Origin of the sequence: Thalassobaculum sp. OXR-137 (assembly GCF_034377285.1) — a bacterium.
Taxonomy (GTDB): domain Bacteria; phylum Pseudomonadota; class Alphaproteobacteria; order Thalassobaculales; family Thalassobaculaceae; genus Thalassobaculum.
The window spans coordinates 3,934,515-3,952,897 of record NZ_CP139715.1; the positions used below are offsets into that span (position 1 = coordinate 3,934,515).

The following is an 18,383-nucleotide window of genomic DNA, read 5'->3' on the forward strand; positions in this document are numbered from 1 at the left end:
CACCGGCCGGCAGCGATCAAGGCTCGGATCGTACGCTCCGGATTACCGGAATGTCCAACTCCCGGATCTTTTTCCGCAGGGTATTGCGGTTCAGCCCGAGCAGCTCGGCAGCGCGAATCTGATTGCCGCGGGTCGCCCTCAGGCTCAGCGAGATCAGCGGCCGCTCCACCTCGCGCAGCACCCGCTCGTGCAGACCGGAGGCCGGCAGCTCGTCCTTATGGGCGTTGAAATAGGCCGACAGGTGCCGCTCGACCGCACCGGACAGGTTCTCGTCATCGACCGCCGGCACCGTCCCGTCGCCGTCGACCATCGGCGGCTCGGCCAGTTCGGCATCGATCGCCTCGGCGCCGATGGTCTCCTCCACGTAGAGGGCGGCGAGGCGCCGGCAGAGGTTTTCCAGCTCGCGCACGTTGCCCGGCCAGGAATAGGCCTGCAGCCGGGTGATCGCGCCGGCATCCAGATGCTTGCTCGGCAGTCCCTCCGCCGGCATCTGCGCCAGGAAATGGCGGGCCAGATCGGGCACGTCCTCGCGCCGCTCGCGCAGGGCCGGCAGGCGGATCGGCACCACGTTCAGGCGGTAGAACAGATCCTCGCGGAACAGACCCTGGCGGATGAGCTGGCGCAGGTCGCGGTGGGTGGCGGCGACGATCCGGACATTGGCCTGGATCGGCGTGCGCCCGCCGACGGTGGTGTATTCGCCCTCCTGCAGGACCCGCAGCAGCCGGGTCTGCGCCTCCAGCGGCATGTCGCCGATCTCGTCCAGGAACAGGGTGCCGCCCTGGGCCTGCTCGAACCGGCCGGTGGCGCGCACGGTGGCGCCGGTGAAGGCGCCCTTCTCGTGGCCGAACAGCTCCGACTCGATGAGCTCGCGCGGGATGGCGGCCATGTTGATGGCCACGAACGGACCTCCCGCGCGCTTGCCGTAATCGTGCAGGGCGCGGGCGACCAGCTCCTTGCCGGTGCCGCTCTCGCCGGTGATCATCACCGTCAGGTCGGTGCCCATCAGCCGGGCCAGGACCCGGTAGATCTCCTGCATGGCGGGCGAGCGGCCGATCAGCGGCAGGGTGTCCTCGCTGCGGCCGGCGACCTCGCGGACCTCGCCTTCCTGCTCCTTCACGCCGGGGGCCGGGGCGGCCAGCGCCTTGCCGACGGTGGCGACCAGCTCGTTGAGGTCGAAGGGCTTGGGCAGATACTCGAAGGCGCCGCGCTCGCTCGCCTTGACCGCCGTGAGCAGGGTGTTCTGGGCGCTCATGACGATGACCCGCAGATCCGGCCGGATCTTGCGGATGCGCGGCAGCAGGTCCAGGCCGTTATCGTCCGGCATGACCACGTCGGTGATCACCAGATCGCCTTCCCCGTCCTCGATCCAGCGCCACAGCCCGGCGGCGGTGCCGGTGCTGCGCACCGAATGCCCCAGCCGTGTCAGGGCATGACCGAGCACCGTACGGATCGCCCGGTCGTCGTCGGCGATCAGGATGGAAGCCGCCCGTTGGCTCATATGTTGGTGCTCCCACCGGTTTCGGTTCCCGGAACGCCCTGCTGATCGCGCCGGCGGCGCACGCGGCGCGGCTTGGGCGCATCGACGATCGGCAGGGTGAGGCGCAGGATCGTGCGGCGCGGCACCGAATCCACCTCGATCACGCCCCCATGGTCGGCCACCGCCTTGGCGACGAAGGCGAGGCCCAGGCCGGATCCGTTGGTCTTGGTCGTCACGAAGGGCTCGAACAGGTTGGCCTGAAGCTCCTCGGGAATGCCGGGGCCGTTGTCCTGCACGGTGACCTGCAGCGGCAGATGCACCCGCTCGCGCGAGCCGGCGACGGCCACCCGCATGCCGTGGCGGTAGCTGGTGGTCAGGGTGATCTCGCCCCCCTCCTCCGGCACCGCCTCGCTGGCGTTCTTGATCAGGTTGAGAAAGACCTGAACCAGCAGGTCGTGATTGCCGAGCACCGCCGGCAGCGACGGGTCATAGCGCTCGATGAAGGTCGCCTTGCGGCCGAAGCCGTTCTGGGCGACCCGGCGGCAGCGCTCCAGCACCTCGTGGATGTTGACGGCGGTGCGCTCGATCGGGCGTTCGTCGCTGAACACCTCCATGCGGTCGACCAGGGCGCAGATCCGGTCCGTCTCGTCGCAGATCAGCCGGGTGAGGATCTGCTCGTCCCCGTGCACCGACTGTTCGAGAAGCTGGGCCGCCCCGCGGATGCCGGACAGCGGGTTCTTCACCTCATGGGCGAGCATGGACGCCATGGCGCTGACCGACCGGGCGGCGCCGCGGTAGGAGAGCTGGCGGTGCATCTTCGACGCGATGGTGCGTTCCTGGAGGTTCACCGCGACCGCACCCGCTACTTCGGGGATCGGCGCGATCTGCACGTTCACCACGATCTGACCGATGCGCGGGGACTCGATCTCCAGGTCGTAGTCGCTCAGCCCCGACTGGGACGTGCGGGACTGGGCGATCATGCCGAGCAGCGGGCTGTCCTGGGGCACCCAGTCGGTCAGGCTGCGCCCGGCGGCGGCGGCCACGCTGGAGGCCAGAAGGTTCTCGGCGGCGATGTTCAGGGACAGCACGCAATTGTCGCCGTCGAGGACGATCACCGCCCAGGGCAGAGCGTTCAGTACCGTGTTGCCGTCCATGTAGGACGGGACACGATCCGGTCCCACCGTCGCCACTGCCGTCATGCAGCGATCCTCCCGCCGTTGTCGTCGTTTCCGGTAGCGCCGGCGTCGAGCTCGGCGAAGTAGCGGTCGATCTCCGCGAAGACGACCGCCGGGTCCGTGGTGTTGTTGACCCGCTGGCGGAACCCGGCGGAGCCCGCCAGGCCGTCTGTGTACCAGCCGATATGCTTGCGCGCGTTGCGGATGCCCGACTGCACGCCGTAATGGCTCAGCATCGCGTCCAGATGTTCGGCGAGGATCGCGCGGCGCTCCTGCACGTCCGGATCGGCGCGCGGCGTCTCGCCCGCCAAGGCGGCGGCCACCTGCGCCGGGAACCAGGGCCGGCCGTAGCAGCCGCGCCCGATCATCACGCCGTCGGCGCCGGATTCCTCCAGGCAGGCCCTGGCCGTCTCGATGGAGGTCACGTCGCCGTTGGCCACCACCGGAAGCGAAACGGTTTCGACGACCGCGCGGATGCCGGACCAGTCGGCGGTGCCGGTATACATTTGGCAGCGGGTGCGGCCGTGCACCGTGATCAGCCGGATGCCGGCGGCCTCGGCGATGCGGGCCAGTTCCGGGGCGTTGCGGTTCTCCGCATCCCAGCCCAGGCGCATCTTCAGGGTCACCGGCAGGTCGACGGCGGCGACCACCGCTTCCATGATCCGGCCGGCCAGCAGCTCGTCGCGCATCAGCGCCGAGCCGGCGTATTTGTTGACGACCTTCTTGGCCGGGCAGCCCATGTTGATGTCGATCGCATCGGCGCCGCGGTCGGCCATCATGCGGGCCGCCTCGGCCATGATTTCGGGCTCCCAGCCGGCGATCTGCACCACGGCGGGCGTGTCCTCGGAATCGATCTCCGCCTTGCGGGTCTCCTCCAGGACGTCGCGCAGCACCGCGTGGCTGGCGATCATCTCCGTCACCACCAGCGGCGCACCCAGGCGGCGCGCCAGCCGGCGGAAGGGACGGTCGGTCACCCCGGACATCGGAGCGACCATTACCGGTGCCGACAGGGTATGTGAGCCGATCCGAAGGCACATTTAATAGGCATCCACCGATTGTGACCAATGTTTGGGCAAGATAGCCGGGAATCTATGTATCGCAAAGGGCCTATGCACCCGGGCCCGGTTCGGGCCGCCGCGCAGGGCGGAAACGCGCTAGGTCCCGAGCAGCGCGTGAACCGCTTTCACCCCGGGATAGGCCAGGGTGAGAAGCAGGTAGACCGCGAGAACGCCCCGCACCGCCCGCCGTCCCCGCAGACCGAGTCGGGCATGGGCGAAGAGCACTCCCCCTACCACGGCGAACGCGCCGAGCGACAGGATGGATTTGTGATCGCTGCTCAGCCAGCCGTGGCCGGCGGTCACGTTGAGGGCCATTCCCGACAGGATTCCGATGCCCAGGACGATCTCCGCCGTGGTCAGCAGCCGGAACAGCAGCGTCTCGGCATCGGCCACCGCCGGCAGGCCGGCGCTCAGCCCGCCGGACCGTTTCGCCTTCAGCGCCCGCTCCTTCAGGAACACGCCGAGACCGGCCACCGCCGCCAGGGTCGCCAGGGCGTACGTCGCCAGCGACACCACGATATGCAGCACCACCCAGCCCTCGGGCATGCCGCTGACGCCGCCCGCCGCCGGCCGGTCCAGCAGGCTCGCCAGCACGACCATGATCAGCAGATACGGGCCGAGCAGCCCGGCAAGCCGGGCCATGGTGGGCGACAGGGCCGAGATCGCGGCGAACAGGCCCATCGTCGCCGCCGCCGAGACCCAGAGCGCGGCGCCCAGGCCGCCGTCCCAATGGTCGCCGAACCGCACCAGGGTCCAGCCGACCACGCCAAGGGCGGCGACCGCCACGGCGATCCAGAACCGCCGGTCGCGGGCGGGAAGCGGTCGCGAGGCGAGCAGCGCCATCGGCAGGATGGAGACCACCGCCGACAGATTGACCAGCATTGAGTTGCCCAGCAGAGACATGGGCCGTTGCCTACACTAAGATCCGCCCCCACTCCAGCGGCCACCATAGACCCGATTTTTTGCAATGACTTCTCGGAACTTCCCGCGATGACAACCACCGCGCTGATCGTCGCCGCCGGCAGGGGCGAGCGCGCAGGCGGCGGCCTGCCGAAACAGTACCGGCCGCTCGGCGGCGTCCCCGTGCTGCGCCGGGCCGTGCTGGCCTTCCTGCGGCATCCCCGCATCGACACGGTGCGGGTGATGATCGCCGAGGAGCATCGCGCCCTGTACGACGCCGCGGTGGCCGGACTCGACCTGGGCGCGCCGGTGATCGGCGGGGCCGAGCGCCAGGGCTCGGTGCTGAACGGGCTGGAGAGCCTGAGCGGTGACGCGCCGGAGGTCGTGCTGATTCACGATGCCGCCCGGCCGCTGCTGCCGGCAGCGGTGATCGACCGGGTCCTGGACGCGCTGGAGACGTCGCCCGCCGCCCTGCCCGTGCTGGCGGTGGCCGACACGCTGAAGCGCGGCGCGGACGGGCTGGCGGCCGGCACGGTCAGCCGCGACGGGCTGTGGCGGGCGCAGACACCCCAGGGCATGGCCTTCGACGCGGTCCTCGACGCCCATCGCCGGGCGGCGGCCGATGGCGTGACCGTCACCGACGATGCCGCGCTGATGGAATGGGCCGGACACGCGGTGGCGCTGGTGCCGGGATCGGAGGATGCGATGAAGATCACCACGGCGCAGGATTTCGCGCTCGCCGACCGGCTGTTGGCCGGGACCCTGGAAACCCGGGTCGGCACCGGCTTCGACGTGCACCGGCTGGGCGCCAAGACGCCCGGCGGGGTGGACGGCGTGGCGCTGGGCGGCATCGTCATCCCGCACGACCAGGCGTTGCTCGGCCATTCCGACGCCGATGTGGGTCTGCACGCGATCACCGACGCCCTGCTCGGCGCGCTGGGCGACGGCGATATCGGCGCCCATTTCCCGCCCAGCGACCCGCAATGGAAGGGTGCCGCCTCGGACCGCTTTCTGGCCGATGCCTGCCGCCGGGTGCGTGACGCCGGCGGGCAGATCCGCCACCTGGACCTGACCGTGATATGCGAACGGCCCAAGGTCGGCCCGCACCGTGAGGCCATGCGCGCCCGCATCGCCGAGATCTGCGGCGTGCCGGTGGCCCGTGTCTCGGTGAAGGCGACCACGACCGAGCGGCTCGGCTTCCCCGGCCGCGGCGAAGGCATCGCCGCCCAGGCGGCCGCGACCATTGCCCTGCCGGCCCCGGAAGAGCTGTGTGTTGACGGACAGTAGGTTCTAGAGAAACCCGTTACAAACCGTTATCCGGCGTGACAACTCGTGACAGGCGCAGGGTTCTGCGGAAAACGGGGCGGGTGTCACCCCCGGGCGGCCGCGGCGGGTTCGGGAGTAAATTCGGCGATTTCGCGCCTGATCGCGCCGGACAGGCGATATTTAAGCGGTCGGCGCATAAACGTTCAAGCGGCGTTTAAACGCCCAGAAACTGCGAGTTACAGGGCGCCGATCCCGCCGGGGGCACCCTGAAATCAGAACCTCAAGGTGGGACGTTTGGCGATTTCACCACCGTAGACGTCCCACCTTACGTTAAGCCATTGAAGCATAGCTGTGATCACCGAGGAGAGGCGGCGGATTCGCGGAATCAAGGTGGGACGCAATCTTGCCGCCCAAAGTCAGCGAAGTCGCGCCCGCGTTTCAGGGCTCAGAGGCCACCTCCGATGCCGCGGGTTTGCCTGCAGCGCCCACCTCGTCCCTAACTGCGGAGGACAGGAGCGTAAGGTCCTCGACCGTCATTTCGTGGCGGAAGGCGAGCGTGCGCAGCTGCTCCTTGAAGAGCGGCGAGGGCGTCCAACCGACCGCCGCCAGCGCCTCATCGACAGCCGCGTAAGCAGCGCGAATGCGGACACCGACGTCCTTGACCCGCTGCTCCATGCGACGGTCGGCCCCCCTATCGTCGAAGGCCGTGCGCAGATAAAGATCGGCCTCGGCGCGCCGAGCGCCCGAAGCGCCGCCGCCGCGAGCGAGCGACTGTAGCTCCACATAGATCGGCCAGAGCGCATCATCGTGGCCGAGCGCGTCAGCCGAGACCGGCAGATCCACATGCTCCATCAAGGTTTCGCGGATCTCCAGAAGCCGTCGATCGATCTCGTCCTCGGGCAGCATCTGCGGATTGGAAGAGCGCATCTCCCCACGGCCCGTCGCCAGCCATTCGATGGAAACACCGGCGGCGTCGGCTATGGCGGCAGCCTTATCGATGCTCGGGGCGCTCCCTTTCAGATACTTCCGCAGGCTGCCATCGCCAACGCCGCTGCGCTTTGCGAAGGCGTGGACGGGCTCCAGTCCGATAGCGGTTTTCAGCCGTTCGGCGAACTCGGTTTCCTCGCTCATTGCGCGGCATCCACCAGCGAAGCCTGAGCGAAAATCACCCCAAAGTACGAATATTCATACTTTTGATATTGATCTGTTTGCACCATAGTGCGAGCCTTCACAAACGTTCACTCAAAACCCCGAACGAAGCCGGCCCTGCCAGGCCGGCCACACGACAGGAGAAGCCCATGGCGAAACGCCGTGCCGCGGATAAGGACCCGATGGAGATCCGGTTCCTCTTGAATCGCAAAGGCCTGACCTTCGCGGACGTCGACCGGATGTACGGTCTGCCGAAGTCAGTCGCGCGAGTCACCGCCCGCTGCCCCAATCCGAAAGGCGAGTTGGCGATCGCGGAATGCCTCGGCATGTCGCCGCGCGAGATCTGGCCCAGCCGTTACGACCCGAGCACGGGAGAGCGCCTGAAGCCTCAACCCGGCTCGCACTATACGGATCGCCCGAAGTTTCGTCAGCAACACCAGCAGAAGGTGGCCTGACATGAGCATCATCAAGAAGCTCGTCGCGTTCTTGAGCCCCGCCCCTCGTCCGACCTCGATCGCCAGCAGCTTCAGCGACCAGAAGGCGGCCCAGGATCATGTGGCGGCAAGGCGAGCGTATCTCGAAAGATCTCGCCGACTCGCTCAAGCGTCATCCGGTGGAAATCCATCGCCAGGCTCTGCTGAGCCGGCGAACGGTCGAGGTCGCCCTGGCGATCGAGGGCGTCGGTGAATCCAGCCATGCGCTCCAGCACCCGCTCCGCGCCCTCCGGCGCTAGTGCTCCGCCGCGCACCAGCTCCGCCATCAACACCCCGAAGGCCATGCACCAGGTTGTGGCCGCCTCTAGCGCCAGGTCGTCGTTGATATCCATGTCCTCATCTCCTGCATCCGTTGGTCGTATGTCGATAGTCCACGATCCCGTCTTGCTAGACAGCGTCAAAACGGGGGGGGTGTCGTGACGGTGGCCGGCACAGAACAGATCCACAGGATCCCGCTCGACCAAATCGACGTCGTCGACCGGCTGCGGGTGGTCGACCCCGCTCATGTCGCCGCGATCGCCGAAAGCATCCGCGACATCGGGCAGAGCCAGCCCATCGAGGTCCGCAAGGCGCCCGGAAGCGAGAAGTTGCTCCGCGATCGATACATCCTGGTGTCCGGCGCGCACCGCATCGAGGCGGTGCGCGACCTCGGGTACCTCGATATCGAGGCCCGTATCGTGGTCGCGACCGATACTGAGGCCCGGCTGCGCGAGATCGACGAGAACCTGGCGCGCCACGATCTGAACCCGCTGGACCGGGCAGCCTCCTATGCCCTGCGCAAGGAGTATTACGAGAAGCTGTATCCAGGAGCGGTTCAGGGCGCGGCCGGCCTGCAAGCCATTGAAAAAGGCCAAACTGCAAAAATTGCAGTTTGGTCGTCGGTCCTCTCCTTCGCCGCCGCGACCGCTCGGTCGACCGGCCGCGCCGAGCGCACGGTCTGGCGCGCCGTTCAGATGTACGACCGCCTGGCGCCAGCAGTCCGCGCCCGCATCGCCGGTACATCGATCGCCCGCCAGGAGGGTGAGCTGTTCCGGCTCTCCAGGCTGACGGCCGAGGAGCAGGCGCAGGCGGTCGATCTGATGTTGACCGAAGGTGGCCCGCGCAAGGTCGCGGATGCGGCCGCCGCCATCCGAGGCCAGCGCGACAATCAGCCCGATGCCGACAAATCCAGCCGCGCCGCCGAGCGCGAAGTCACCCGCCTTGCCACCTGGCTGCGCCGGGCGCCCAAGCGGGTCCGCAACATGTTCTTCGCGCTCATCCGTGACGAGTTCGTCGCGTGGCTGGCCGAGCGCGACCAACCGGAGGAAGACGCATGAGCGACAACGCACGCGATCCCAATTCCGCCACACCCGCACAGAAGCGCGCCGAACTTCTCTCGACGTTCTTCTTGGGCGACCGCCGGCCCGGCAGCGTGCCGGCCGACCCCGCCATCTACAACGGCGCGAGCGGGAGAGACACCTTCCTGGCATGGGCGGACGCCCAAGGGTGGAGTGGTCGCGACTGGGACGAGCTCCTGCTGACCGTTCTGCTCAACCGGGGCCGCCTAGAGGGGCCGTTCACCGTAACCGTCAAGCTCGAGGATCGCGGCGGGCTCACCGAAGAGCGGGCGTCCGCTCTCTTGCGCTCTGTCTACGGCCTCAGCCGCTAGGTCCCGGCATGTTGCGGATCCCCTCCAGAGCGGCATCGACCGACTCGCCGAGGTCCTCGGCGTCGCTGAGGTGTGAGCGGAGAACCTCGATCTCCGCGAGCAAGGCTTCCTTGTCCAGGACGCCTGACCGCACAAGGACGCGAATAGCGGCTGTCGACATCAAGAAGTTCGAGATCAGCAATCCATCGTCAGTGGCCATCGTTCTCTCCATCGGTTGTGTTGCAACTCCGATGGTAGAGCGCGGCCGGGCGCGCGTCACGGTTGTGATGCGTAGCCCGGCCGTCGCTCCTGGGGGGGGTATGGCTGACCGCGATCCTCGTCAGCTGGTGACCGCCCCTTCGCAATGGCTCGACGGGGCGCCGTTCGCTGTCGACCTCACCGACCAGGGCCTGCAGTACGTCATCCCCGGCTGCGAGCGCCTGGATGGCGAGGCCACAACGACCCCGCAACAGCTCCTTAAATGGCTGCGGAGGGCGCGCACATGATCGACCTCCGTGATCGCCATCAGCTTATCCGCCACCGCCGAACCGGCGGCTATCCGGTCATCCTCGCCGATCCCAACTGGCCCTTCGACACGCACAGCGAAAAGGGCCAGGGCAAGAGCCCCAGCCGCCACTACGACACCATGCCGATCGGCGAGATCTGCAGCGTCGATGTCAGCCTCCTGGCGGCTAAGGACGCCGTTCTCTTCCTGTGGGTGACCTGGCCGCACATGCCGGCCTGGACGCGGGTGATCAAGGCCTGGGGCTTCGAGTATGCCGGCCTCGCCTGGGAATGGCGGAAGTTCAATCCTGAGACCGGCAAGTATGCATTCGGTCCCGGCTATGGCTCCCGCAAGAACCTGGAGCCGTGCCTGCTCTGCACCCGTGGCAACCCGCAGGTTCGCAAGCCGACCGCCTTTTTCGGCGACGTCGAGATACCCGAGGGCGTGCACAGCGTCCGGGACTTCATCGACTGGTGGCCGCAGGACGAGATCCGTTCTCCGCGCCGCGGCCACAGTCAGAAGCCTCCCAGCCAATACGAGCGCATCGAGACGCTGTTCGACGGCCCGTATCTCGAGCTGTTCGCGCGCAACACGCGGCCGGGCTGGAAGTCCCTCGGCGACGAGGTCGCCAAATTCAGTGAGGTCGGATGATGGCGAAGGCTGCAATCTACGACGCCTGCAGGCTCGACATCTTGGTGCTATGGCCAGACGGCTCGATAGGCCGACCGATCCTGCACGCCCTCCAGGATCCAGTGAGCGGCAAGATACTCGCTACGCGCCTCGACGCCAGCAGTAGAATCGATCAGTTCCGACCGCCGTTCGGCGATAATGCCGGCAACTTTGGCGGGGCCGGATGATGGCCAAGGCGCCGCGCGATCCGCTGACGCTGGACCTGTTGTCCTGGGTGCCCAAGGAGCCGCTGCCGTTCCCGGCGCTCAACGCCGAGCCGTCACCGGAGCCGCGCGGCTGCCGACTTACCGAGTTCGTCAGCCGGCAGGTCGCCGACGCGTTGCGCGACACCGACCTGCCGCGCGACGAGGTTGCCCGCAGGATGTCCGGGGTGCTCGGCGAGCCGGTATCGGCGCACATGCTGAACGCATACGCGAGCCAGGCCCGCGACGATCACAACATCAGCCACGCCCGGATGATCGCGCTGGCGGTCGCATTGGACCGACCGGATCTGCTGGCGCCAGGTGTTCAGCGCGTCGGCAAGGTCATGATCGACCGGCCGTATCTCTCCGCGGTGCGCTCCGCCATGCGGCGCGACGAGGCCCGCGAATACCAACGGATGGCGGATATGGCGAACCAGGATGCCGACCGTGCCGACCGCGAGTGGAGGGGTCGCTGATGCGCGTCGAGTGGTTCACCGCCGCCGAACTGGCCGAGATGAAGTTGCGCGGACTTCCGCGCACGAAGCGCCGCGTCAACGCCATGGCTGACCGAGAGGGTTGGCAGGCGATGCAGACCCTGTCCGGTCAGCCGCTCGCCCGACGCCGCACCGGTCGCGAGGGCGCTGGCGGCTTCGAATACCACTACACCGTTCTACCAACCCTCACCCAGGTCGCCCTGCTTGCCCGCGAGGTCCGCGAACGGGCGGCCGAGGCGGACGCGCAGCGCGCCGAGCCCGGCCGCGGCGAGATCTGGCGGCACTTCGAGGCCGCAACCGCGAAGTCGAAGGACCGGGCCCGCCGCAACCTCGCCATTCTGACAGCCGTGCTGGACCTGGAGCGCGGGGGCGCCAATCGCTCCGCCGCAGTCGCCCAGGCCGCCGTCGACAACAAGGTCGCCATCAGCGCCATCTGGAACTGGTTCGAGGCGGTGGCGGGCAAAGACCGCGCCGACTGGCTGGCCTGGCTCACACCCCGCTTCTCGCGGGCCGGCGGGCCGGCGTCCGAGATCCATCCCGACGCCTGGGATTTCTTCCTCGCCGACTACCTGCGCCTCAGCAAGCCGAGCGTCGCCGAATGCTGGCAACGCCTGCAGGACGCCGCGCGCGACCACGGATGGGTGCTGCCGCGCACGCCGAAGACCCTGTCCCGCAAGCTCAAGCGCGAGATCGACCCCGAAGTCATCACACTCAGGAGGGAAGGTATGGAAGAGTTCAACCGGAAATACCCAGCACAGCGCCGGGACCGCTCGGATCTGCGCGCCCTGGAGGCGCTCAACTACGACGGTCACAAGATCGACCTGTTCGTGGAGTGGCCCGGCGGCGAGATCGGCCGCGCATTCCTGTTGGGGTTCCAGGACCTGTCGAGCAACAAGATCCTTTCTTGGCGGCTCGACACCACCGAGAACGCCACCGGCTTCCGCCTGGCCTTCGGCGACGTCATCGAGAATTGGGGCATCCCCGACACCGTCTTCTCGGACAACACGATGGCAGCCGCAGCCAAGGCCAATACCGGCGGCGCCAAATACCGCAACCGCTACAAGCCGCGCGACGACGACTTCCTGGGGCTGTTCCCGGCGCTCGGTATCGACCTGCGGTTCACCAAACCGGGCCACGGGCAGTCCAAGCCGATCGAGCGCGCCTTCGGTGAGTTGTCTCGCTACATCTCCAAGGCCCCGGAGTTCGAGGGCGCCTATACCGGCAACAGTCCGACGAACAAGCCGGCAAACTACGGCGCGCGCGCCGTGCGGATGATCGACCTGCTGCGGGTCTGCGAGCGCGAGATCAACCGCTACAACGCCCGCACCGACCGCAACAGTCTGGTCGCCCAGGGCCGCTCCTTCGACGATGTGTTCAACGAGAGCTACGAGCGCGACCTGATCCGCAAGGTCGCCCCCGAGGACGAAGCGATCCGTCGCCTCTGGCTGCTGTCGGTGGTCGGCCTTACCTGTCGCCAGCCGGACGGTGTGCTGCACCTCTACGGCAACCGTTATTACGACCCTGCCCTGGCCCGCTATATCGGCCGCAAGGTCGCGGTCCGCTACGACCCGGACCGACTCGGCAAGCACATCCATGTCTATGACCTGGACGGCACCTACATCACCGCCGCCGGCTGCATCGCCGACAGCGGCTTCATGGATGAGTCGGAAGCGAAGAAGCACGCCCGAGCCAGGAAGGCCCGGCTGCGCGCAACCCGTGAGCTGGCCGACGCGCAGATCGTCCTGAATGAGCGCGACGTGGCACGGATGCTGCCGACGCCCGACGCCCCGGTGAAACCGGAAGCCAGGGTCGTCAAACCGCAGCGGTTCAGTGCTGCCGCCACGAAGCCGCAGCCGGCCCGGCTGCCCGAAAGCGACCCCAACGCACTCCCCGATGAGTTCGTGAACAACGTGATGGCCATGAAGGCCATCCGTGATCGCACCCGTCTGTGACGGGCCGTGAGTGACCGGCGGGCGCGGGAACGCCCACCGGTCGATAACAGTGGAGGTAGGAAGACATGAACCTTATCAGCACACATACAGCCCTGGAAAGCGTCGACGACGGCGACCTTCGCCAGCGCGCCCGGTCCGTCATGGAGGCTGAGCGCCTGTCGCAGGCCGCCGCCGCAAAGGAGATCGGCGTATCCGGCGGTGCCCTCAACCAGTGGCTACAGGGCAAATACAAGGGCGATAACGACGGCTTTGACCGGGCGGTAGAGCAGTGGCTGTCCGCCCGTAGTCGCCGCCAGGAAGCCGCCCTGCGGATCCCTTCATCGCCTCCGTTCTTCAATGGGCCGACGGCGCGCGACATCGTGGTGACGCTCGCAATCGCCCATGCCGACGGCGACATCGTGACGATCACTGGCGTGCCGGGAGTCGGCAAAACGGAGTCCGCCAAACACTACCGGGACAACAACCGGTCGGTGTGGCTCGCCACCATGGCCCCGCACTGCTCGTCCGTCGTGCCGGCCTTGCAGGAGATCGCCGAGGCGGTGGGCATCAAGGACATGTCGTTCACCGGCGCCCGGCCCTTGTATAGGGCGATCCTTCGTAAAACCGCCGAGACAGGCGGCCTGCTGATCGTGGATGAGGCGCAGCACCTCAACGTCAAGTGCTTCGACGAAATCCGCAGCATCCATGACGCCACAGGCATCGGGATCGCGTTTCTGGGCAACGAGACGGTCGCCGGCCGAATGACGGGCGGCGGCAGGACCGGCGAGCACGCCCAGGTCTACAGCCGCGTTGGCGGGCGCCGGTACATACCGCGCCCGACCGCCGGCGACGTTCGAGCACAGGCCGAAGCATGGGGTGTGACCAGCCCGGAATGCATCGCCTACGTCGAGGAGGTGGCGGCAAAGCCCGGCGCATTGCGCCTGGTCAACAAGGTGGTCCGCCGCGCCGTGATGCACGCGGGCGGCGTGGAGCTGATGGGGCTCCAGCACCTGAAGGCCGCCTGGGCAAACCTGGGAGGTGGCCAATGATTGCCGAAAAGATCGAAGGCGTGATCGAGCGCTGGTTCACGGTGATGCAGGAGACCGGCGTCTTCCCGCACCAACTCTTCATGCAGGGCATCGACGAACTGCACGACGCGGCCCGCATGGCGCGGCGCCTCGAAGCCAAGCCGGTACCGCGGCGCCAGCGTGTCGTGGCGTCGACCGACCCCAGCGACCCCGTCGTCGATCTCGCCTCCTTCCGGGGGCGAGCCAAACAGCCGACATCGGGAGCCGGTCTATGAGCGCCGTGGTGGAAACCGCCCCGCTGTACCCGGGCGAGGGCGCGCGCATCAGCTGGGTCGAAGGCAAAGGCACGACTGCGGTTCGGATCGACGCCGTCGTCTCGAAGATCCGCGCCAGCGGGCACATGCAGGTCTGCCGTCTGGACTTCTTCGACGGAACCTCGGTGACCGCCGTCATGGATGCCAACCCCGACAGCGGCGTGATCTCGATGACATTCGAGACCGCCGATGGCGAGCCGCACCTGGTCGCGCTGGAGGCCGACCATGGCTAAGCGCCGCGGCCTGGTCTGGCTGATCCGCCAACAACTGCGGTGGTGGCTGCTCGGCAGCCTCCATCGCTCCCGCTTCACCGACACACAGATCTGAGGAGCCTGATATGAGCGATCAACTCACTCTGCCCGTTTCCGGCCGCGAAATCCCGGCTGGCTACGTCGAGGACGCCAAGGGGAGGTTCGTCACCGAAGCGAGCATCCGCCCGGTCCAGCAGCTCGAAGATCAGATGGTCCGGAAGGTCCTGGGCTACGCGGTCGAGCTGCACAACCAGATCCAGCGCTTCAAGGGCCACGTGTTCGCCGACACCGGGTCTTACATGAGCCTCGCGGAGGAGGAGTACGGCGCCACGAAACGAGGCGCGAAGGGACGCGGCAACGTCACCTTCATGACCTTCGACGGTCTGATGAAGGTGCAGATCGCGGTCGCCGACCGCCTCAGCTTCGGACCGGAGCTGCAGGTGGCGCGTGCGCTCTTCGACGAGTGCATTTCCGACTGGACCGAGGACGCCCGCGACGAGCTGCGCACGCTGGTCGATCAGGCCTTCCAGGCCGACAAGGAAGGTCAGGTGAGCCGCGACGCCGTCTTCCGACTGCTGCGCCTGGAGTTCGACGACGCTCGGTGGAAACGCGGCCAGGAGGCGATCCGGGACAGCATCCGAGTGATCGGCTCCAAGAGCTACGCCCGCTTCTACATTCGCAACGACCAGGCCGATGGGTGGCGCGCCGTGCCGATCGACCTGGCCGCGGTATGAGGAGGCGACCATGGGCGCGCTCGCAAACCGCCACGCCCGACCCGCCGCCGACGATCTGATCCAGGTCGAGATCTACGAGGCATCCCGCCCGGCTGAGGTCCCGGTGGTGCACGTCGATCTCTGGTATGGCCGCCGGGACCTGTGGGTCTACCGCGCGGCCGGTGGTGAGGTCCGCACCGTGACCCCCGTGCGGGGCCTGCCGACGCCGCTGCCCGACGCCGAGTGGCTCGGCTGGCCTCCAATCGGCGAGTTCCTCGCCGGCCAGGGAGTCTGACATGGACCGCGTCTGCCCCGTCCGCGGCTGCGGCGCACCGCTCCGAAAGGGCCACGCCATGTGTCGCGAGTGCTGGCACCGGACGTCGACATTCCATCGACGGAATGTCAGCCAGCGTTGGCGGCAGGTTCAGAGCAGCCCGATCGACGAGCGGCTTCAGGCCGTCAACCGTTATCGCGGCGCCCTGGCGCTGGCGGTATCGGACAGCGAGACGCGGCGATGACCCGGCCGCTCGACGACGCGCTGCTGGGCTTTTGGTCTGCCACGATGCAGCTGCTGCCGCATCAGCCGAAAGCCCTGCAGGAGAACGTCCGCCGGGCAGCGACGGCGGTCACCCAAGCCGCCCGCGAGGCCGCCGAGCGGCCGGCCGGCGATCCGACCACCGAGCTGCGCGAGGCCCTGGAGCGCGCATCCGCCCAGCTCGGATGGTCGGACGTCATGGTGATCGTGAACGCCACCGGCCGGCGCTGTTCCGGCCCTGCCAAGAGAGCCGCCGAATGACCGCTACCGCCACCCGCACCGACGACAAGGCTGCTCGCCGGCCGCGCATGCAAAAGGTCCAGATCGCCAAGAGAGACCTGGGCCTCGACGACGAAACTTATCGCGCGCTCCTCCGCCGGATGTTCGGTGTCGAGAGCAGCACTGCGCTGAACCTCCGCCAGCTCGACGAGCTGCTCGACCATTTCAAGGCCCAGGGCTTCAAGCCTGCCAAGGCCGCCGCCCCGGCCCGCGCCGGCAGCAGGCGCCTGGCCACGAACAAGTATGCCCGCAAGGTCCGGGCGCTCTGGATTTCCCTCTATCACCTGGGCGTGGTTCGCGACCCAGCGGAGGCCGCCCTGGTCACCTACGTTCGGCGAGTAACCGGCGGCCGAGGCCGTGGGCTTGAGGCCCTCGAATGGCTGAAGGGCGAGGAAGCCTTTAAGGCGATCGAGGCGCTGAAGGCCTGGGCAGCGCGTGACGGTGGCGTGGATTGGAGCACGGACGGCCTCGGAGCCTGGGCGCCCTACCTGCCGATCGACGCGCACGAGCGCTTTGCCGTGGTGTCGGCGCAGTGGCGACGCCTGCGGGATCTCGACGCCGTCAGCGACCCCCAGGAGACGCGCTGGTGGAACGTCGCGATCGCCGCCACCGACAAGACGCGTCCCGATCTCTACGAACCGGAGGACTGGTTCCGGGTTACCGAATGGTTTGGCCGGACGCTGCGTGAAGCCTTGGCGGCCAGGTCATGACCCGGCGCATCCCAAACCGTTGGATTCTGCCGATCGTCTGCGAGATCTGGGGTGTGGACGCCGCCGAAGTCAGGGGACCTGCCCGGCAGCGGAAGTTCACCGAGCCGCGGCAGGTCGCCTTCTGGCTGAGCGCCCAGCATGGCGAAAACTCCCTGATGGCGATCGGCCGGTTCTACGGCCGCGACCACACGACCGTTTGGCACGGAGTCCAAAGGGTGACAGCCCGTCTCGGAAGGGACCACGGCTTCGACCACCGAGTACAGACGGCGGTGCAGCGCGTGGTGGCGATGCGGCCGATCGACGATCCGGACTATCAAATCGGCTGGCCAGTTCCGGTGCTGGTCGAGGCCGGCTTCCAGTACCTGGGCGGGGAGGTTCAGAGTTGACCTTTGCCGCCAACGTCCGTCCAGAACCACTTTGTGTAGTTCTCAGAGACCCAATGGATGATCCGCGGCACAGCATCCGCTGCACCAGCTTCGTCGCCCGTTTTCTCGATGTAGACCTTCCGGGCGGCCAAGAAAGCGGGGTGGTCAAGATCACCTGCCTGGCGCCGCTCTCGATAGGCGATGGCAACCGCCCTGTAGAGGTCCGGATCGACCGGTCTAGGCCCCATGAGAAAGTCTCGCTCGATGAACGTCGCCGGCGGAGCCTACCATGACCGCGCCGGCGCTCCCGCTACCTCAATTGCTCGCGGAGCTGGCCGAGGCTCATGGTCTCGGGGCCGCTCTGTCGCTCGCGCGGGAAGCAGGGGGGACAATCGTTTTCCTGCCAGAGAAGCCCACCCCGTTGCTGACACGCCGGTTCGGGGACCAGGTCGCAACCTGGTTGGTCTCGACTTACGGCACCGGTCCGGTTGCCATACCGCTTGGCCCCTACGCCCGCGATCGCGTGCGTGCCGAGAAATTGCGGCAGGCGATTATCAACGGAGAGGGCAGTGCGTCCGATCTCGCCCGGCGTTTCGGCATTGCCGCACGCACGGTGAAACGGCATCGTGCGAAAGCTCGAGAGCAGGATGACGATCTTCCGCTTCTTGCCGGCCTCTCCCAAGATCAGGACTAGAGAACGGCCATGGTGACAGGTGTCACCATGGGTTTGTGACCGAGCATCGGTCACGCTTCGAACGTGAGCGGGGCATAGCCCCGCGCCCTACGTTCGAGGAACCGCGATGTCCTTAGCCCTGCCCGATCCGAAGTCGTCCGTCATCCCGGACTGGCAATGGAAGAACTTCACGCCCGACGAGTTGCGGTGCAAGTACACCGGTCTGCTGGTCGTGGTTCCGGACTTCATGGACAAGCTGCAGACGCTCCGTGAGATCCTGGGCTTTCCGTTCATCATCAGCTCGGGCTACCGCCACCGCACGCATCCGGCCGAGCGCAACAAGGCGCAGCCGGGGACGCATGCCTACGGCCGGGCCGTAGACATCCAGGTCTACGGCGTCCGGGCTCTGGCGATCGTCGAGCAGGCGCGCGCCTTCGGCTTCACCGGCATCGGCGTGTCCCAGCCCAATGGCAGCGACGGACCGCGCTTCGTGCACCTCGACGACATGACCGCGGCCGAGGGCTACCACGCCCCGCGCCCGGCGCTCTGGACCTACTGAGGAGACCG

At 67.6% G+C, this 18,383-nt stretch carries 26 protein-coding genes; 19 read left to right on the top strand and 7 right to left on the bottom strand.

Features of this window, described 5'->3' with window-relative positions; genetic code table 11:
- Positions 1-16 precede the first annotated feature (16 nt).
- The 4 genes from ntrC to ccsA form a co-directional block, all read right to left on the bottom strand.
- A complete protein-coding gene (gene ntrC / locus T8K17_RS18315; protein ID WP_322331175.1) occupies positions 17-1,498 on the bottom strand; it encodes a nitrogen regulation protein NR(I) in 1,482 nt (493 codons plus the stop codon).
- Positions 1,495-2,676 carry a two-component system sensor histidine kinase NtrB gene (locus T8K17_RS18320; protein ID WP_322331176.1) on the bottom strand — a complete coding sequence of 394 codons (1,182 nt, stop codon included), beginning with the start codon at positions 2,674-2,676 and terminating at the stop codon, positions 1,495-1,497. Before T8K17_RS18320 ends, ntrC begins: the two co-directional genes overlap by 4 nt.
- Positions 2,673-3,689: a tRNA dihydrouridine synthase DusB gene (dusB, locus tag T8K17_RS18325; RefSeq protein ID WP_416153129.1), complete on the bottom strand. Its 1,017-nt coding sequence runs from the start codon at positions 3,687-3,689 to the stop codon at positions 2,673-2,675. The genes T8K17_RS18320 and dusB overlap by 4 nt, the downstream gene beginning before the upstream one ends.
- Before the next feature lie 117 nt (positions 3,690-3,806).
- Positions 3,807-4,613 (bottom strand): cytochrome c biogenesis protein CcsA, encoded by an 807-nt coding sequence (gene ccsA, locus T8K17_RS18330; protein WP_322331177.1) that lies wholly within the window; start codon positions 4,611-4,613, stop codon positions 3,807-3,809.
- A gap of 87 nt (positions 4,614-4,700) precedes the next feature.
- Between ccsA and T8K17_RS18335 the strand changes: the two genes are divergently transcribed.
- Positions 4,701-5,897, top strand: a complete 1,197-nt coding sequence (locus T8K17_RS18335) for a bifunctional 2-C-methyl-D-erythritol 4-phosphate cytidylyltransferase/2-C-methyl-D-erythritol 2,4-cyclodiphosphate synthase (protein ID WP_322331178.1) — start codon at positions 4,701-4,703, stop codon at positions 5,895-5,897.
- A gap of 417 nt (positions 5,898-6,314) precedes the next feature.
- On the opposite strand, the gene T8K17_RS18340 is transcribed toward T8K17_RS18335, so the two are convergent.
- Positions 6,315-7,007, bottom strand: coding sequence for a helix-turn-helix domain-containing protein (locus tag T8K17_RS18340; RefSeq protein WP_322331179.1), 693 nt, complete (start codon positions 7,005-7,007; stop codon positions 6,315-6,317).
- 167 nt (positions 7,008-7,174) lie between these two features.
- Between T8K17_RS18340 and T8K17_RS18345 the strand changes: the two genes are divergently transcribed.
- The gene (locus T8K17_RS18345) at positions 7,175-7,480 is read left to right on the top strand and encodes a helix-turn-helix domain-containing protein (protein WP_322331180.1); all 306 of its coding nucleotides are present in this window, start codon (positions 7,175-7,177) and stop codon (positions 7,478-7,480) included.
- A gap of 71 nt (positions 7,481-7,551) precedes the next feature.
- Here the strand turns inward: T8K17_RS18345 and T8K17_RS18350 are convergent, their stop codons facing one another.
- Positions 7,552-7,851: a hypothetical protein gene (locus tag T8K17_RS18350; RefSeq protein ID WP_322331181.1), complete on the bottom strand. Its 300-nt coding sequence runs from the start codon at positions 7,849-7,851 to the stop codon at positions 7,552-7,554.
- 84 nt (positions 7,852-7,935) lie between these two features.
- Here T8K17_RS18350 and T8K17_RS18355 point away from each other — a divergent pair, with 84 nt between their 5' ends.
- Entirely contained in the window at positions 7,936-8,835 is a 900-nt protein-coding gene (locus T8K17_RS18355) for a ParB N-terminal domain-containing protein (RefSeq protein WP_322331182.1), read from the top strand.
- On the top strand, positions 8,832-9,167 hold the full coding sequence (locus T8K17_RS18360) for a hypothetical protein (RefSeq protein ID WP_322331183.1): 336 nt from the start codon (positions 8,832-8,834) through the stop codon (positions 9,165-9,167). Before T8K17_RS18355 ends, T8K17_RS18360 begins: the two co-directional genes overlap by 4 nt.
- Here the strand turns inward: T8K17_RS18360 and T8K17_RS18365 are convergent.
- Positions 9,157-9,366 (bottom strand): hypothetical protein, encoded by a 210-nt coding sequence (locus tag T8K17_RS18365; protein ID WP_322331184.1) that lies wholly within the window; start codon positions 9,364-9,366, stop codon positions 9,157-9,159. The genes T8K17_RS18360 and T8K17_RS18365 overlap by 11 nt on opposite strands.
- 100 nt (positions 9,367-9,466) lie before the next feature.
- Here T8K17_RS18365 and T8K17_RS18370 point away from each other — a divergent pair, with 100 nt between their 5' ends.
- From T8K17_RS18370 to T8K17_RS18440, 15 genes are all read left to right on the top strand, one after another.
- Positions 9,467-9,652, top strand: a complete 186-nt coding sequence (locus tag T8K17_RS18370) for a hypothetical protein (protein WP_322331185.1) — start codon at positions 9,467-9,469, stop codon at positions 9,650-9,652.
- Complete coding sequence (locus T8K17_RS18375) at positions 9,649-10,302, top strand: MT-A70 family methyltransferase (RefSeq protein ID WP_322331186.1); 654 nt, start codon at positions 9,649-9,651, stop codon at positions 10,300-10,302. Before T8K17_RS18370 ends, T8K17_RS18375 begins: the two co-directional genes overlap by 4 nt.
- Positions 10,302-10,508 carry a transposase domain-containing protein gene (locus T8K17_RS18380; protein WP_322331187.1) on the top strand — a complete coding sequence of 69 codons (207 nt, stop codon included), beginning with the start codon at positions 10,302-10,304 and terminating at the stop codon, positions 10,506-10,508. The genes T8K17_RS18375 and T8K17_RS18380 overlap by 1 nt, the downstream gene beginning before the upstream one ends.
- Positions 10,508-10,999 carry a hypothetical protein gene (locus T8K17_RS18385; protein ID WP_322331188.1) on the top strand — a complete coding sequence of 164 codons (492 nt, stop codon included), beginning with the start codon at positions 10,508-10,510 and terminating at the stop codon, positions 10,997-10,999. Before T8K17_RS18380 ends, T8K17_RS18385 begins: the two co-directional genes overlap by 1 nt.
- Positions 10,999-12,969, top strand: coding sequence for a transposase domain-containing protein (locus T8K17_RS18390; RefSeq protein ID WP_322331189.1), 1,971 nt, complete (start codon positions 10,999-11,001; stop codon positions 12,967-12,969). The genes T8K17_RS18385 and T8K17_RS18390 overlap by 1 nt, the downstream gene beginning before the upstream one ends.
- Before the next feature lie 65 nt (positions 12,970-13,034).
- Positions 13,035-13,997, top strand: coding sequence for an AAA family ATPase (locus T8K17_RS18395; RefSeq protein WP_322331190.1), 963 nt, complete (start codon positions 13,035-13,037; stop codon positions 13,995-13,997).
- On the top strand, positions 13,994-14,251 hold the full coding sequence (locus T8K17_RS18400) for a hypothetical protein (protein ID WP_322331191.1): 258 nt from the start codon (positions 13,994-13,996) through the stop codon (positions 14,249-14,251). The genes T8K17_RS18395 and T8K17_RS18400 overlap by 4 nt, the downstream gene beginning before the upstream one ends.
- Positions 14,248-14,523: a hypothetical protein gene (locus tag T8K17_RS18405; RefSeq protein ID WP_322331192.1), complete on the top strand. Its 276-nt coding sequence runs from the start codon at positions 14,248-14,250 to the stop codon at positions 14,521-14,523. Before T8K17_RS18400 ends, T8K17_RS18405 begins: the two co-directional genes overlap by 4 nt.
- A gap of 104 nt (positions 14,524-14,627) precedes the next feature.
- Complete coding sequence (locus T8K17_RS18410; protein ID WP_322331193.1) at positions 14,628-15,275, top strand: DUF3164 family protein; 648 nt, start codon at positions 14,628-14,630, stop codon at positions 15,273-15,275.
- A 10-nt stretch (positions 15,276-15,285) separates the two neighbouring features.
- Positions 15,286-15,549, top strand: coding sequence for a hypothetical protein (locus T8K17_RS18415; protein WP_322331194.1), 264 nt, complete (start codon positions 15,286-15,288; stop codon positions 15,547-15,549).
- Between the two features lie 219 nt (positions 15,550-15,768).
- Entirely contained in the window at positions 15,769-16,050 is a 282-nt protein-coding gene (locus T8K17_RS18420; protein WP_322331195.1) for a hypothetical protein, read from the top strand.
- Positions 16,047-16,778 (top strand): regulatory protein GemA, encoded by a 732-nt coding sequence (locus tag T8K17_RS18425; protein ID WP_322331196.1) that lies wholly within the window; start codon positions 16,047-16,049, stop codon positions 16,776-16,778. The genes T8K17_RS18420 and T8K17_RS18425 overlap by 4 nt, the downstream gene beginning before the upstream one ends.
- On the top strand, positions 16,775-17,164 hold the full coding sequence (locus tag T8K17_RS18430; protein WP_322331197.1) for a helix-turn-helix domain-containing protein: 390 nt from the start codon (positions 16,775-16,777) through the stop codon (positions 17,162-17,164). The genes T8K17_RS18425 and T8K17_RS18430 overlap by 4 nt, the downstream gene beginning before the upstream one ends.
- Before the next feature lie 268 nt (positions 17,165-17,432).
- Positions 17,433-17,837 (top strand): hypothetical protein, encoded by a 405-nt coding sequence (locus T8K17_RS18435; protein ID WP_322331198.1) that lies wholly within the window; start codon positions 17,433-17,435, stop codon positions 17,835-17,837.
- Between the two features lie 106 nt (positions 17,838-17,943).
- Entirely contained in the window at positions 17,944-18,375 is a 432-nt protein-coding gene (locus T8K17_RS18440; protein ID WP_322331199.1) for a D-Ala-D-Ala carboxypeptidase family metallohydrolase, read from the top strand.
- Positions 18,376-18,383: the final 8 nt, after the last annotated feature.

Excerpts from the sequence above, each read along its gene's own strand:
- T8K17_RS18400 (WP_322331191.1), top strand. The coding sequence starts at position 13,994 with ATGATTGCCGAAAAGATCGAAGGCGTGATCGAGCGCTGGTTCACGGTG.
- T8K17_RS18370 (WP_322331185.1), top strand. The coding sequence starts at position 9,467 with ATGGCTGACCGCGATCCTCGTCAGCTGGTGACCGCCCCTTCGCAATGG.
- T8K17_RS18425 (WP_322331196.1), top strand. The coding sequence starts at position 16,047 with ATGACCGCTACCGCCACCCGCACCGACGACAAGGCTGCTCGCCGGCCG.
- T8K17_RS18420 (WP_322331195.1), top strand. The coding sequence starts at position 15,769 with ATGACCCGGCCGCTCGACGACGCGCTGCTGGGCTTTTGGTCTGCCACG.
- T8K17_RS18345 (WP_322331180.1), top strand. The coding sequence starts at position 7,175 with ATGGCGAAACGCCGTGCCGCGGATAAGGACCCGATGGAGATCCGGTTC.
- T8K17_RS18340 (WP_322331179.1), bottom strand. The coding sequence starts at position 7,007 with ATGAGCGAGGAAACCGAGTTCGCCGAACGGCTGAAAACCGCTATCGGA.
- T8K17_RS18390 (WP_322331189.1), top strand. The coding sequence starts at position 10,999 with ATGCGCGTCGAGTGGTTCACCGCCGCCGAACTGGCCGAGATGAAGTTG.
- T8K17_RS18380 (WP_322331187.1), top strand. The coding sequence starts at position 10,302 with ATGGCGAAGGCTGCAATCTACGACGCCTGCAGGCTCGACATCTTGGTG.
- T8K17_RS18375 (WP_322331186.1), top strand. The coding sequence starts at position 9,649 with ATGATCGACCTCCGTGATCGCCATCAGCTTATCCGCCACCGCCGAACC.
- dusB (WP_416153129.1), bottom strand. The coding sequence starts at position 3,689 with ATGTGCCTTCGGATCGGCTCACATACCCTGTCGGCACCGGTAATGGTC.
- T8K17_RS18365 (WP_322331184.1), bottom strand. The coding sequence starts at position 9,366 with ATGGCCACTGACGATGGATTGCTGATCTCGAACTTCTTGATGTCGACA.
- T8K17_RS18360 (WP_322331183.1), top strand. The coding sequence starts at position 8,832 with ATGAGCGACAACGCACGCGATCCCAATTCCGCCACACCCGCACAGAAG.
- T8K17_RS18385 (WP_322331188.1), top strand. The coding sequence starts at position 10,508 with ATGGCCAAGGCGCCGCGCGATCCGCTGACGCTGGACCTGTTGTCCTGG.
- ntrC (WP_322331175.1), bottom strand. The coding sequence starts at position 1,498 with ATGAGCCAACGGGCGGCTTCCATCCTGATCGCCGACGACGACCGGGCG.
- T8K17_RS18405 (WP_322331192.1), top strand. The coding sequence starts at position 14,248 with ATGAGCGCCGTGGTGGAAACCGCCCCGCTGTACCCGGGCGAGGGCGCG.
- T8K17_RS18335 (WP_322331178.1), top strand. The coding sequence starts at position 4,701 with ATGACAACCACCGCGCTGATCGTCGCCGCCGGCAGGGGCGAGCGCGCA.
- T8K17_RS18395 (WP_322331190.1), top strand. The coding sequence starts at position 13,035 with ATGAACCTTATCAGCACACATACAGCCCTGGAAAGCGTCGACGACGGC.
- ccsA (WP_322331177.1), bottom strand. The coding sequence starts at position 4,613 with ATGTCTCTGCTGGGCAACTCAATGCTGGTCAATCTGTCGGCGGTGGTC.
- T8K17_RS18435 (WP_322331198.1), top strand. The coding sequence starts at position 17,433 with ATGACCGCGCCGGCGCTCCCGCTACCTCAATTGCTCGCGGAGCTGGCC.
- T8K17_RS18415 (WP_322331194.1), top strand. The coding sequence starts at position 15,286 with ATGGGCGCGCTCGCAAACCGCCACGCCCGACCCGCCGCCGACGATCTG.
- T8K17_RS18410 (WP_322331193.1), top strand. The coding sequence starts at position 14,628 with ATGAGCGATCAACTCACTCTGCCCGTTTCCGGCCGCGAAATCCCGGCT.
- T8K17_RS18350 (WP_322331181.1), bottom strand. The coding sequence starts at position 7,851 with ATGGATATCAACGACGACCTGGCGCTAGAGGCGGCCACAACCTGGTGC.
- T8K17_RS18430 (WP_322331197.1), top strand. The coding sequence starts at position 16,775 with ATGACCCGGCGCATCCCAAACCGTTGGATTCTGCCGATCGTCTGCGAG.
- T8K17_RS18440 (WP_322331199.1), top strand. The coding sequence starts at position 17,944 with ATGTCCTTAGCCCTGCCCGATCCGAAGTCGTCCGTCATCCCGGACTGG.
- T8K17_RS18320 (WP_322331176.1), bottom strand. The coding sequence starts at position 2,676 with ATGACGGCAGTGGCGACGGTGGGACCGGATCGTGTCCCGTCCTACATG.